This is a genomic window from Streptomyces sp. NPDC048182 (assembly GCF_043202555.1).
In the GTDB taxonomy this organism is placed as follows: Bacteria; Actinomycetota; Actinomycetes; order Streptomycetales; family Streptomycetaceae; genus Streptomyces.
The window spans coordinates 263271-275670 of record NZ_JBIDAQ010000001.1; the positions used below are offsets into that span (position 1 = coordinate 263271).

The 12400-nt window shown below is 75.2% G+C and carries 11 protein-coding genes; 4 read left to right on the forward strand and 7 right to left on the reverse strand.

Annotated elements, in window-relative coordinates:
- Nucleotides 1–40 precede the first annotated feature (40 nt).
- Nucleotides 41–535, forward strand: coding sequence for an excalibur calcium-binding domain-containing protein (locus ACGFZL_RS01310; RefSeq protein WP_393688098.1), 495 nt, complete (start codon nt 41–43; stop codon nt 533–535).
- 99 nt (nt 536–634) lie between these two features.
- Nucleotides 635–1957, forward strand: coding sequence for a cation:proton antiporter (locus tag ACGFZL_RS01315; RefSeq protein WP_393688100.1), 1323 nt, complete (start codon nt 635–637; stop codon nt 1955–1957).
- 23 nt (nt 1958–1980) lie between these two features.
- Here ACGFZL_RS01315 and ACGFZL_RS01320 read toward each other — a convergent pair whose 3' ends face one another.
- Nucleotides 1981–3264 (reverse strand): hypothetical protein, encoded by a 1284-nt coding sequence (locus ACGFZL_RS01320; protein ID WP_393688102.1) that lies wholly within the window; start codon nt 3262–3264, stop codon nt 1981–1983.
- Between the two features lie 155 nt (nt 3265–3419).
- Nucleotides 3420–4007: a TetR family transcriptional regulator gene (locus ACGFZL_RS01325; protein WP_393688104.1), complete on the reverse strand. Its 588-nt coding sequence runs from the start codon at nt 4005–4007 to the stop codon at nt 3420–3422.
- 97 nt (nt 4008–4104) lie between these two features.
- Between ACGFZL_RS01325 and ACGFZL_RS01330 the strand changes: the two genes are divergently transcribed.
- On the forward strand, nt 4105–5148 hold the full coding sequence (locus ACGFZL_RS01330; RefSeq protein ID WP_393688106.1) for an NAD(P)-dependent alcohol dehydrogenase: 1044 nt from the start codon (nt 4105–4107) through the stop codon (nt 5146–5148).
- A gap of 9 nt (nt 5149–5157) precedes the next feature.
- On the opposite strand, the gene ACGFZL_RS01335 is transcribed toward ACGFZL_RS01330, so the two are convergent.
- Both ACGFZL_RS01335 and ACGFZL_RS01340 read right to left on the reverse strand, forming a co-directional pair.
- The gene (locus ACGFZL_RS01335; protein WP_393688108.1) at nt 5158–6567 is read right to left on the reverse strand and encodes a sulfatase; all 1410 of its coding nucleotides are present in this window, start codon (nt 6565–6567) and stop codon (nt 5158–5160) included.
- A 529-nt stretch (nt 6568–7096) separates the two neighbouring features.
- Nucleotides 7097–8494, reverse strand: coding sequence for a hypothetical protein (locus ACGFZL_RS01340; RefSeq protein WP_393688653.1), 1398 nt, complete (start codon nt 8492–8494; stop codon nt 7097–7099).
- Nucleotides 8495–8610: 116 nt separating this feature from the next.
- Here ACGFZL_RS01340 and ACGFZL_RS01345 point away from each other — a divergent pair, with 116 nt between their 5' ends.
- Nucleotides 8611–9885 (forward strand): molybdopterin-dependent oxidoreductase, encoded by a 1275-nt coding sequence (locus ACGFZL_RS01345; protein ID WP_393688110.1) that lies wholly within the window; start codon nt 8611–8613, stop codon nt 9883–9885.
- Nucleotides 9886–10219: 334 nt separating this feature from the next.
- Here the strand turns inward: ACGFZL_RS01345 and ACGFZL_RS01350 are convergent, their stop codons facing one another.
- From ACGFZL_RS01350 to ACGFZL_RS01360, 3 genes are read right to left on the reverse strand one after another with little or no spacing between them, the layout of a single operon-like run.
- Nucleotides 10220–11008 carry a methyltransferase domain-containing protein gene (locus tag ACGFZL_RS01350; protein ID WP_355166417.1) on the reverse strand — a complete coding sequence of 263 codons (789 nt, stop codon included), beginning with the start codon at nt 11006–11008 and terminating at the stop codon, nt 10220–10222.
- A complete protein-coding gene (locus tag ACGFZL_RS01355; RefSeq protein WP_393688113.1) occupies nt 11005–11643 on the reverse strand; it encodes a DUF2064 domain-containing protein in 639 nt (212 codons plus the stop codon). The genes ACGFZL_RS01350 and ACGFZL_RS01355 overlap by 4 nt, the downstream gene beginning before the upstream one ends.
- Nucleotides 11640–12368 (reverse strand): glycosyltransferase family 2 protein, encoded by a 729-nt coding sequence (locus ACGFZL_RS01360; RefSeq protein WP_393688115.1) that lies wholly within the window; start codon nt 12366–12368, stop codon nt 11640–11642. Before ACGFZL_RS01360 ends, ACGFZL_RS01355 begins: the two co-directional genes overlap by 4 nt.
- Between the last annotated feature and the right edge of the window lie 32 nt (nt 12369–12400).

Below are 12400 nucleotides of genomic sequence, written 5' to 3' on the forward strand. Positions count from 1 at the left end.
GATACTGTCAACGCTTCAACCAACGCACCCAGGGGGCGACATGTCCTATCCCCACACCCCGCCGACGCCGGCCCGGCCCGCCCCCAGGTGGGCCCGCAAGCGCTACGTCCTGCCCGCACTCGCCGTCGCGGTCTCCCTGGGCATCGGCATGGGCGCCGCCGACGGCGACGACGGGACCCGGGTCGACGCGAAGCCGGTCGTGGCCACGCCCCGGCCGACGGTCACCGTCACCACGACGACCACCGCCACCGCGGTCCCGGAGCCGGCCCCGACCGTGACGGAGACGGTGAAGGTGCGGGTGAAGGTCACCAAGACGGTCACCGCCGCCCCGGACACCGACACCGCCCTGAGCGGCGCCGACTCAGACGACTCCGCGGACTCCGACAGCTCCGACAACTCCGCCGACGACGACGTCTACTACGCCAACTGCGCCGCCGCCCGCGCCGCCGGCGCCGCCCCGGTCCACCGCGGCGACCCCGGCTACGGCCCCCACCTCGACCGCGACAACGACGGCACCGGCTGCGACTGGGGCTGACGCGCAGGGCACCACGAGGTGTGCCGCGTACCGGCTCGGGCACTCTCCTGACCCGTGTCGCCGTCGCGTCCGGACCGGCGGCCCGGGGAGGGGATCACGATGCACCTGTCGGGTACGGACCTGACGTACGTCCTGCTCGGCCTGGGCGCGCTGGGCGCCGCGGCGCTGCCCGCCCTGGTGGCGAGGCGCCCGCTGTCGGCCCCGATGGTCTTCCTCGCCCTGGGGTTCGCCGTCTTCCTGCTGCCCGTCGGCCTGCTGCCGGAGCTGGACCCCGTGGCCGACGCGAGCGCGGTCGAGCACCTCACGGAGATCTGCATCGTCGTGGCCCTGATGGGCGCCGGCCTCGCCATCAACCGCCCGTTCGGGCGCCGGTCCTGGTCCACCACCTGGCAGCTCCTCGGCGTCGCCATGCCCCTGACGATCCTCGCCACCGCCGCGGTGGGCTGGGCCCTGGGCTGGGCCCCGGCCGTCGCCCTGCTGGTGGCCGCCGTCCTCGCCCCCACGGATCCGGTCCTGGCCGGCGAGGTACGCGTCGGGGAGCCCACCGACGCGGAGTTCGACGAGGACGAGGTGCGCTTCGCCCTCACCAGCGAGGCCGGCCTCAACGACGGCCTCGCCTTCCCCTTCGTGCTGGCCGCCCTCGCCCTGTCCGCCGCCTCGGCCACCGGCTGGTCGGCCGGCTGGATCGGCCACTGGGTCTGGTACGACGTCCTGGCCCGCATCGCCATCGGCACGGCCGTCGGGGTCGCCTTCGGCCGGCTCCTCGGCTGGCTCTTCTTCCGGGCGCGCAGCACGGCCCTGCGGCTGTCGGAGCACAGCGAGGGCTTCGTCGCGCTGGCCGCCACCTTCGCCTCCTACGGCCTGACCGAGGTCATCCACGGCTACGGCTTCCTCGCCGTCTTCGCCACCGCCGTGTCCATCCGCACCGCCGAACGGGCGCACGGCTACCACCGCGTGATGCACTCCTTCATGGACCAGGTCGAACGGCTGCTCACGGCGGCCATCCTGTTCCTGGTGGGCGGGTTCGTCGCCCAGGGCGGACTGGCGGCGCTGACCTGGCGGGGCGCGGTGGTCGCGCTTCTGCTGCTGCTGGTGATCCGCCCGCTCATCGGCTTCGCCTCGCAGCGCCGGGGTGCCGGCGCGCGCCGCGAGCGCCTGGTCACCGCCTTCTTCGGCATCCGCGGCATCGGCTCCTTCTTCTACCTCTCCTACGCCCTCGGCCACGGCCGCTTCGCCGCCCCCGCCGACGGGCTGTGGGCCGCGGTGGCCTTCACCGTGCTGGTGTCGGTGGTCCTGCACGGCACCCTGGCGACCCCGGTCGTCGCCCGCCTCGACCGCCTGGACGGCCGCGAGGCCGGGCCCGGGGGCGACGTGCCGGAAAGCCCGCACGACCCCGCGCCCCGGGCCGTCCCCGAGGGCTGAGCCCCACCTGACGGCGCCGGCGCCTACGCCTCGCCCTTCGGCGGTGCCGTGCCGGGCTTCGCGGTGCCGCGCTGCTCGCGCAGGAATCCGGACCAGCCGCCCGGCGGGCGTTCTCCCACGTCCAGGGTGCGCAGCCGGGCCAGGATCGCCGGCGGCTGCGCGTCGAGCCAGTCGACGAACTGCCGGAAGGAGACGACCCGCACGTCGGGCTTGCCGGCGATCTGGCGCAGGGCCGCTTCCACGGCGTCCATGTAGATGCCGCCGTTCCACTCCTCGAAGTGGTTGCCGATGAAGAAGGGCGCCCGGTTCGTCTCGTAGGCGCGCTGGAAGCCCGCCAGGTAGGACTGGGTGGCCTGGGTGCGCCAGGCGGGGTAGTTGTAGGCGGGGGCGCGGGTGCTGTTCTGCGACTGGTTGGCCAGGATGTTGTAGTCCATCGACAGGACCTCGAAGCTGTGGCCCGGGAAGGGGATGGCCTGGAGGGGGAGGTCCCAGACACCCTGCTTCTTGTCGGGCCAGCGTTGCGTCCCGCCGGGTGAGGAGGCGTCGTAGCGCCAGCCGAGTTCCCGTGCGACCGGCAGCAGGTTGTCCTGTCCGAGGAGGCAGGGGGTGCGTCCGCCGATCAGCTCCTGGTCGTAGTCGAAGGGCAGCGAGGGGTGGTCGTGCCAACCGGTCTGGGTCCGCCAGGTCTTGACGAAGGCGCGGGCCTGCTCGATCTCGCTCCGCCACTGCGCGGGGCTCCAGTTGGCGACCGATCCCGCGCCCGCGCAGAAGTGGCCGTTGAAGTGCGTGCCGATCTCGTGCCCGTCGAGCCACGCCTGGTGGACGTGGGTGAGCGTCGCTCTGACGTGGCTGTCGTTGAGGTAGCCGATGTCGGAGGCGCCGACCGGGTTGTTCGGCGGGGAGTACAGGCGCTTCTTCGCCTCGGGCAGCAGATAGAGGCCGGAGAGGAAGAAGGTCATGCGGACGTCGTGCTCGCGGGCCAGGTCGAGGAACCTCGGGAACAGGCCGTTGCCGACCTCGCCCGCGCCGTCCCAGGAGAAGACCACGAACTGCGGCGGTCTCTGCCCCGCTTCGAGCGGGACGGGCGCGGCCGGCTGACGCGGCTGCCTGCCGGTGAACGACGTCGAGCCGTCCCCGATCAGCCGAACCGCCCGCGCCGGGGCACCGGGCCGGTCGGGGGGCCGGCCGGCCCCGCCCGGCGACAGCCCCGGTACGTCGCGGCCGCAGCCGCCGAGTGAGGTGACGGCCGCGCCCACGCCGGCGCCCAGCCCGAGACGTGCGACGTCTCTTCGACTCATCTCCCGCATCAGCACCCCGATCCGCGTTGGCGGAGGCGAACGTGTCGCCTCCTGCTTGCCAACACCGATCCCCGAAGCCGAGATCCGTTAATCAGACAATCTGATCTTTTTAGGCATCATTGGGACACCAGGCGTCATGGGGACGCCGGACGACCCGGCCCGCCTCAGTCGGCCGCCACGGCCCGCCGCACGGACTCGCGCAGCAGCGCCCGGCGCCGTTCGTGCGTCTCGGCGGGCTCGTCGGCGGTGGCGGCGTAGACGTTGCTCACCGGCGACCAGGCCATGGACATGGCGATCACCATCGCCATCACGTCGAACGGCTCCCCCGCCCGCACCCGCCCCGCCGCCTGCGCCTCGGCGATGGCGCGCAGCTTGGGGTCGTCGAGCCGCTGATGCTCCTCGACCAGGTGCCCGGCCGGCCGGCGCTCCAGGCGCGCCCAGGTGGCGAGGCGGATGAGGTCGGGGCGTCGCAGGTACTCGTCGTAGAGGCGGACGGCCCAGTCGGCGAGGTCGCCGGCGTCGATCGCGACGACGTTCGTGATCGACTCCAGGAACTCGAAGAAGATCGCGTCGAACAGCTTCTCCTTGCTCCCGAAGTACGCGTACAGCTGCGCCTTGTTGGTGCGCGCGGCCGTGACGATCCGCTCGACGCGGGCGCCGGCGATGCCGTACCGGGCGAACTCGCCGGTCGCCGCGTCCAGGATGCGCTGGTAGGTCGCGGCGCCGCGCGCGGTCAGGGGCTGCTCGGGCATGTTCACGACGCTACCAGACAGAACGGTTGGTTTGCCTGGCGGCCCGAGGTGTGCCTACTCTCGAAGCAGACCGAACAGTCTGTCTGAGGAGATCCTCATGCGCACCACCACCGGATGGCAGGCCGACGGCTCGCCCGCGGCGCTGCGACCCACCTCCCTCACCCGGCGCGACCTGCGCCCCGACGACCTCGCGGTGCGCGTCGACCACTGCGGGGTCTGCCACACCGACCTGCACGCGCTCGGCGGGTACGACGCGTCGGCCGATCATCCCCTCGTGCCGGGCCACGAGTTCACCGGCGTGGTGACCGAGACCGGGGCCGCGGTGACCCGCTTCGCGCCCGGGGACGCGGTGGCCGTCGGCAACATCGTCGATTCCTGCGGCACCTGCGCCATGTGCCGTGCCGGCCAGGAGAACTTCTGCCACGCCTTCCCGACGCTCACCTACGGCGGCACCGACCGGGAGGACGGCTCGACCACGCTGGGCGGGTACGCCCGGGAGTACGTGGTCCGCGAGGGCTTCGCCCACCCGCTGCCGCCCGGCCTCGACCCGGCCGCCGCCGCGCCCCTGCTCTGCGCCGGCATCACCGTCTGGGAGCCGCTGCACACCCTCGGCGTCGGCCCCGGCAGCCGGGTCGCGGTGGCCGGCCTCGGCGGGCTCGGCCACCTCGCGGTCAAGCTGGCCGTGGCGCTCGGGGCCACCGTCACGGTGCTCAGCCGCACCCCCGAGAAGGCCGCCGACGCCCGCCGCCTGGGCGCCCACGCGCTGCTCGTCTCCACCGACGAGGAGCAGCTGGCGGCGGCGCGGGACAGCTTCGACGTCGTCATCGACACCATCTCCGCGCCGCACGACCTCGGCCCCTACCTGCGGCTCGTCGCGATGGACGGCACGCTGAGCCACCTGGGGCACCTCGGGCCGGTCACCGTCGAGACGATGGACCTGCTGATCGGCCGCAAGAAGCTCAGCTCGGCGGGGAGCGGCGGCCGGCCGGCGACCGCCGCGCTGCTGGAGTTCTGCGCCGCGCACGGCGTGGCGGCCGACGTCGAGGTGCTGCCCTCGGCGCAGGTGAACGAGGCGCTGGAGCGCCTGGGCCGGGGCGACGTCCGCTACCGCTTCGTCCTCGACCTGTCCGACCTGGACTGAGGGCCTGGGTCAGGCGGTGCGGTCGGCGGCCAGGGCCGCGGCCAGGGCGGGGATGCCCAGTTCCCGCTCGCGCGCCGGGGTGGCGCCGTGCAGCAGGTTGGTGAGCTGGTACGGGTCGGCCGCCAGGTCGTAGTACTCGCGGAAGGTGACCCGGCCGGTGCCGCTCACCGTGCCGGCGGCGTCGGTGTGCAGGTCGTAGTACTCGGTGTACTGGCGATCCTTGGCGACGTACGACGCCCAGGTGGGCGGGCCGCCGGCCGCGGTGCCCTGCTTCCAGAACTCCACCAGCAGATGGTCGCGGTCGGCGGTGCCGAGCAGGGAGTGCCCGTCGTGGCCGGTGTCGGGGGCGAGCCCGGCGGCGGCCAGCAGGGTGGGGGCGATGTCGATGTTGGCGGCGATGCGGTCGTCGGTGGTGCCGCGGTCGAGGCCGGCGGCGGGCCAGGACAGCCGCAGCGGGACGGCGTGCGCCGGGGTGTAGGGCACCGACTTCTTGGTCCAGCCGTGGTCGGCCCAGGTGAAGCCGTTGTCGGCGATGTAGAGGACCAGGGTGTTCTCCAACTGGCCGAGCTGCGCGAGCTTGTCGTGGAACGCCTGCACCGCCTCGTCCACGGCGAGCAGGCTGCGCAGCTGCTTCGCCCGCACGGCGCGGCCGTCGGCGAGGGTGGCGCCGGCGTCCTGGATGAAGGGCGGCTTGTCGGCGCCGTCCGGCTCGGGCACGGAGGGGCGGCCGTTCCAGGCGGGCACGGCGGCGTCGGCGTGCCGGGGCGCGGGCACGTTGGGGCTGTGCGAGGCGTACGGGGTGACGTACGCGAACCAGGGGCGGGTGTCGGTGGCGGCCTTGTCGAGGAAGGCGAGGGCGCGGTCGCGGACGATGTCGGTGCTGTAGCCGGGGATGGTCTTGACGGTGCCGTTCACGTTGTAGCGGGCGTCGTCGTAGGCGGGCTGGAGGAGGGTGAACTCCTCGAAGTGCGGCGGGGCGTCGGCCAGCGGCCAGGAGTTGAGGTACTTGCCGAACAGGCCGGTGCGGTAGCCGGCGTCGGCGAGCCTGCGCTGCACGGTGCGGGACTGGTCGAGGGCGGCGGAGGCGCCGTTGTTGCGGACGCCGTGCGCGTGGGCGTACCGGCCGCTGAAGACGGAGGAGCGGGAGGGCGCGCACAGCGGCGTGGTGACGTGGCCGTTGCGGAAGGTCACGCCCTTCTCGCCGAGCCAGCCGATGGTGCGCGGGGTGGCCCACGCGGTGTCCTTGGGCTGGTCGTCGGTGACGATGAGCAGGACGTTGGGCCGCGCGGCGGCCGGCGCGGCGGTGGCGGCGCCGGCGGTGAGCAGGGCGCCGACCGGTGCGGTGGCGGCGGCGGTCGCGGTGGCGGCGGCGAGGAAGCCGCGTCTGCCGAGGGGACGGGGGTGCGGATGCTCGGGCACGTGGTGCTCCTGTCGGAGAGTTCCGGCGGGGCTGGTCATGGGCATGACCCACGCGGACGGTAGAAGTACGGGGAGTCGCCCGGCAACGGCGTCAGGGGGCCGGGGCGGGAGGTTTCATACGCCCGCAACGAGGGGGCGGAGGTTTCATATGGCTGCAATGAACTGGTCGTGGGAGGAAGCGTCTTGACGGGGACGGAAGGCGGGCGACAGCGGCGTCGAGCCCTGGCTGCACGCCGACCGCTACTACGGCTTCGCCGGACCGCCCGAGCGGGTCGTCGCGCACTACGCCCGCGCCGCCGCGGCGGCCGGCTGGAGGCGCGGGGCCGACCCGGTGACCGTCTGCTGGACGAGGACGGAAGGCGACCGCCACCTCCTCCTCCAGCTCGACTTCCGCACCCCCCCTGGTCGCCCCCGCCGACCGCACCGCCCGGCGGTGTCGTCTACGCGCTCTCCGTCGGCACGAACAAACACGGCGGCGCGGACGGCGCGCGCTGCGGGGACTGACCGGCGCGCCGCCGTTCGGCGTGGCTCACCAGCCCGTCGCCAGCAGGTGGTTGAGCAGCAGGGCGAGGAGTGCCTGGGCCGCCAGCCAGGCGCGGGGGCGGGTCAGGAACGCGCAGGCGGCCAGCAGCCAGACGGCGAAGGGCAGCCAGATGCGCTCCGTCTCCGCCTTGCTCATGCCGGACAGGTCGGCGAGCAGCAGCGCCAGCAGCACGCAGGCCACCAGGAACGCCAGGCGCCGCTCCTCGACACCCCGCTCGCCCCGCCGGCGCAGCAGCACCGCCCCGCCCCGCCGCAGCCCGGCCGCCGAGGCCACGCCGGTGATGAGCACCGCGCAGGCCAGGTTCGCCCACACCCAGTAGCCGTAGGGGCGGCTGCCGCCCGCGCCCTGGTAGTAGCGCGTGACCAGCAGGCGGTACGCCTCCCACCAGTCGAAGCCGAGCGCCGTGAACACCGCCGGCACCACGACGAACCCGGCGAGCAGCAGCGCGAGCAGCACGGGGCGCTCGCGCACCCGGCGGCGGCCGAGCAGCAGCACCGCCGCGCCGATCACCGCGAACAGCGTGAGGCCGTAGGAGAGGTAGCAGACCAGGCCGAACAGGAGGCCGGAGAGCGCCGCCCACCCCACCGAGCGCCCGGTGACGGCGAGGGCGAGTGCCGCCACCGCCCACGCCGCGACCGCGGCGAACCAGGCGTCGGCCGACGCCCCCATCCACACGGCGGCCGGCGCCAGGACCAGGAAGGGCGCCGCGCGCCGGGCCAGCCGTTCGCCGGCCAGCGCCCGCACGGCCACCAGGACCGCCACGCAGGCCGTCGCGCCCGTGGTGATGCACCAGGCGCCGGCCCAGCCGCCGCCGCCGAGGCCGATCCGGTCGAGCAGCACGAAGGTGAGGGTGGCCGCCGGGGGGTGCCCGGCGGTGTGGGCGGGCCAGTTGTCGGGCGAGTCGATCAGGATGTGCCGGGTGAAGTCGCGCAGCGTCGCGGGGATGTCGTGCCAGCGGTCGATGACCTGGAGGTACTCGAAGCGGCTGGTGAGCCGGACGACGACACCCTCCCGCCATCCGTCGACGAGGGCGAGGGACCAGATCCAGGCCATGGCCGCGCCCCAGGCCGTGAGGAGCAGCGCCCGCCACGGCAGGCGCGCGGCGACGGCGGGACCGTACGCCACGGTCGCCACCGCCACCAGGACGGCGGCGGGTGTGCCCGGGCCCACGTGCGGGTCCCAGCGGCCCACCAGGGGCGGCCAGCCGACCGAGAGGGTGTGGGCGGTGGCCTGGATGTGCCGCCCGACGAACACCGCCGCCAGCACCAGCAGCACGGCGGCCGAGACGGCGTACGCGTCGCCAGGCGGGCGGCGGCGCGGGCGGTCGGCGGGAGTCGGGGCGGAGGGACGGGGCGCGGGGGAACGGGGCTCGGGGGGACGGATCACACGGGAACCGTAGGACGCGGCTGGGCGCGGCGGGCGGCGCACACGGCGGACGTCAGCGTTTCGTCACGGGTCGTTGGGCCTGTCCCGGGCGGGTCCCGCCCTACGGTCGGTACATGCGCGACCACGCCCCACGGCTGCTCTCCTCCCCCGCCTCGCCCACCTCGCCCGGCTTCTGGCGCAGCCCGCTGCGCGGTGTCCGGTTCACCGCGGTCCTCGGCCTCGTCCTGCTCGCCGGGATCACCGTCATGTTCGTGACCGGCCTGGTCTCCTACGCCGCGTACAACCCGGACCTGTCCCCGGTGAACGACAAGACGCCGGACAAGGGGATCCTGGGCTTCTACCTCTTCGCCTGGCCGACCGGCCCGACCTGGCTGTACCGGCTGACGCAGGGCGTCCACGTCACCCTGGGCCTGACCCTGATCCCGGTGCTGCTGGCCAAGCTCTGGTCGGTCGTGCCGCGGCTCTTCGCCCTGCCGCCGGCCCGCTCGCTCGCCCACGCCCTGGAGCGGATCTCGCTGCTCCTGCTGGTCGGGGGCGCGCTGTTCGAGTTCGCCACCGGGGTGCTCAACATCCAGCTGGACTACGTCTTCCCCGGCTCCTTCTACCCGCTGCACTTCTACGGCGCCTGGGTCTTCTTCACCGCGTTCGTCGCGCACGCCGTGCTGAAGACTCCCGCCGCCGTCAGCGCCGTACGGCGGATGCGGGCCGGGGAGCCGGAGGGGCCGGCCCCGGAACCCGACGTGCTGGTCTCCCCGCGGCCCGCCGAGCCGACCGTCTCGCGGCGCGGGGCGCTGTGGGCGGTCGGCGGGGGCTCGCTGCTGCTGTTCGCGACCAGCGTCGGCCGCAGCTTCGACGCCCTGCGCCGCACGGCCCTGCTCGCCCCGCACGGCTGGGCGGACCCGGGGAGCGGCCCGAACGGGTTCCAGATCAACAAGACCGCCGCCTACGCGGGCATCGCCCCGGCCGAGACGGCCGAGGACGCCTGGCGGCTCGTCGTCCGGGGGCGCTCGGGCACCGTCCGCCTGAGCCGCGCCGACCTCCTCGCCCTGCCGCCGGCCAGCGCCGCGCTGCCCATCGCCTGCGTCGAGGGCTGGTCGACGTCCGCCCAGTGGTGGCGCGGGGTACGGCTGCGGGACCTCGCGGCGCTGGTCGGCTTCGCGGACGACCCGCCGGACGTGTTCGTGGAGTCCCTCCAGCGGCACGGCGCGTTCCGCAGCGGGGCGCTGCGCGCCAACCAGGTGGCCGACGGGCGGTCGCTGCTCGCGCTGTCCGTCAACGGCGAGCCGCTGAGCCCCGACCACGGCTTCCCGGCGCGGGTCATCGTGCCCGCCGCGCCGGGCGTGCTGAACACCAAGTGGGTGGCCCGGCTGACCTTCGGAGACCTGTGATGACCCCGCGACCGACGACCGGCGGGCTGCGCGCCCTGACGGGCAGCCCCCTCACGATCCTCCTGCTCCTGTGCTCCTTCGCGCTCGCCGGCTACGCGGGCGTGCGGCTGCTGGCCGGCGACTGGCTCGCGGTGGCCCTCTGGTTCGTGGGGGCGGCCCTGCTGCACGACCTGGTGCTGGTGCCGCTGTACTCGCTGGCCGACCGGGTGGTCACCGGCGGCCTCGGCGCGGCCGGCCGGCGCGGGTACGCGATGTACGTACGCGTCCCGGCCGCCTTCTCGCTCCTGCTGCTGCTCGTGTGGTTCCCGCTGATCAGCGGGCGGGTGGACCGGGGCTACGCCTCGGCCGCCGGGCTGTCCGCGGACGGCTTCCTGACCCGCTGGCTGCTGATCACGGCCGCGCTGTTCGGGGCCTCGGCGCTGCTGCTGGTGTTGCGCAGCGCGACGAAGCGGCGCCCGCCCGAGGCCCACTGACCGGCGGTCCGCCAGCCGGCGTCACGGGCGTGGCCGAGCAGGGCGGGCGTGCCGACCCGGGCCCAGGGGAAGGGGCTGCCGGCCGCGAGGGCGTCGGTGACGTCGACGACCTCCACCTGGGCGCGTTCGTCGACGTCCACCGGGGCGGTCTCGGCGATCAGCAGCCCGCCGGGGTGGAGCAGCGCGGCGGCGCGGGCCAGCAGGGCGCGGGGGTCACCGCCGATGCCCACGTTGCCGTCCATGAGCAGGACGGTGCCCCACCGGCCCTCGCCGGGCAGCGGCTCGAAGACCGAGCGGCGCAGCGACTGGCCGCCGAGCCCCACCGTGCGGGCGACGGCGGCCTCGCTGACGTCGATGCCGAGGACGGTACGGCCGCGGGCGGCGAGTTCCGCCACCAGCCGGCCCGGACCGCAGCCCACGTCGAGCACGGCGCCCTCGCACCGGTCGAGGACCTCCAGGTCGACCGGGTCGGCCACCGCGCACCAGCGCTCCACGTCCAGCGGCAGCAGCCAGCCGTCGGCCCGCCGCAGGAACAGCGGCCCGGACCCGGCCCGCAGCGCGGCGGCGTACGGGTCGGAGGCGGCCCAGGCGGGGGGTGCGGCCGGCAGGTGGTCGAGGCCGGGGAGCGGCCCGAGGCGCCCGGCGCTCAACGGCCCGCTCCGCGCCCGGCGGCCACCTCGCACGCGGCCAGCCGCGCGGCGAACCGGCTCTCCGGGGCCAGCGCGGCGACGGCCCGGGCGTCGGCGGCGGTGTCCACGTCGCGCAGGGGTGGCAGGTCGCGCACCCGGAGCCCCGCCGCGCGCAGCCGCGCCCGCTGCGCGGCCCCCGTCACCGGCGTCGACATCGGCACGCCCCGCAGCAGGGCGGGGTCGGGGCGGGCCAGGCCGAGCGCCCAGAAGCCGCCGTCCTCGGCCGGGCCGAGGCACGCGTCGCAGCCGGCGAGATCCACGGTGAGCAGCTCAGGCGTGACCTGCGGGGTGTCCATGCCGATCAGCAGGGCGGGCCCCGCGCAGCCGGCGAAGGCGTCCGCGAGCCGCTCGTCGAGGCCGCCCGCGCACTGCGGCACGACCTCGAAGCCGGGCGGCAGCCACGGGCCGGGGGCGCCGTCCAGCACCAGGACGCGGCGCCGGGCGGGCGCCGCGGCCACGGCGTGCAGGGTGTCGGCGAGGGCGGCCTCGGCCAGCGCCGCCGCCTCGGCGGGGGTGAAGGGCGGGGTGAGCCGGGTCTTGACCCGCCCCGCCCGTGGCTCCTTGGCGATGACGAGAAGGGTGGGCGCCATGCTCATCGTGAGTTCCCGTCCCCGGACGCCTCACACGGGAGCGGACGGACGGGATCCTCGGCCAGCACGCGGCGCATGTCCCGCACCGCGTGCCAGGTGCCGCGCCAGGTACCGGTCACCTTGGAGGCGCCGGTGCGCGGCCGGTAGGGCACGTCGTGCTCCGTGATCCGCCAGCCCGCGTCGGCGGCGCGCACCACCATCTGCAGCGGGTAGCCGCTGCGCCGGTCGTCGAGGCCGAGGGCGAGCAGCGCCTCGCGGCGGGCGGCGCGCAGCGGGCCGAGGTCGTGCAGGGCGAGGCCGGTGCGGCGGCGCAGCATCCGGGCGAGGGCGAGGTTGCCCGCCCGGGCGTGCGCGGGCCAGGCGCCCCGGCCCTCGGGGCGCCGGCGCCCGAGGACCAGGTCGGCGGCGCCGGCCCGGACCTCGTCCACGAAGGGCACAAGGAGGCCGGGGTCGAGGGAGGCGTCGCAGTCGCAGAAGCAGACGACGCCGGCCGTCGCGGCGCTCAGCCCGGCGTGGCAGGCGGCGCCGAAGCCGCGCCGCGGCTCGGACACGACCGTCGCGCCGAGCGCGCGGGCGAGGTCGGCCGAGCCGTCGGTGGAGCCGTTGTCGACGACGAGGGCGCGCCAGCCGGCCGGGATGCGGGCGAGGACCCAGGGCAGGGCCTCCGCCTCGTCCAGGCACGGCAGCACGACGTCGACGTCCGGAGGGGACGAGGTGGTCACGTCTCTCACCCTACGAACCGGAATCGGACGAACCGGGCGCC

Excerpts from the sequence above, each read along its gene's own strand:
- ACGFZL_RS01310 (WP_393688098.1), top strand. The coding sequence starts at position 41 with ATGTCCTATCCCCACACCCCGCCGACGCCGGCCCGGCCCGCCCCCAGG.
- ACGFZL_RS01315 (WP_393688100.1), top strand. The coding sequence starts at position 635 with ATGCACCTGTCGGGTACGGACCTGACGTACGTCCTGCTCGGCCTGGGC.
- ACGFZL_RS01320 (WP_393688102.1), bottom strand. The coding sequence starts at position 3,264 with ATGCGGGAGATGAGTCGAAGAGACGTCGCACGTCTCGGGCTGGGCGCC.
- ACGFZL_RS01325 (WP_393688104.1), bottom strand. The coding sequence starts at position 4,007 with ATGCCCGAGCAGCCCCTGACCGCGCGCGGCGCCGCGACCTACCAGCGC.
- ACGFZL_RS01330 (WP_393688106.1), top strand. The coding sequence starts at position 4,105 with ATGCGCACCACCACCGGATGGCAGGCCGACGGCTCGCCCGCGGCGCTG.
- ACGFZL_RS01345 (WP_393688110.1), top strand. The coding sequence starts at position 8,611 with ATGCGCGACCACGCCCCACGGCTGCTCTCCTCCCCCGCCTCGCCCACC.
- ACGFZL_RS01355 (WP_393688113.1), bottom strand. The coding sequence starts at position 11,643 with ATGAGCATGGCGCCCACCCTTCTCGTCATCGCCAAGGAGCCACGGGCG.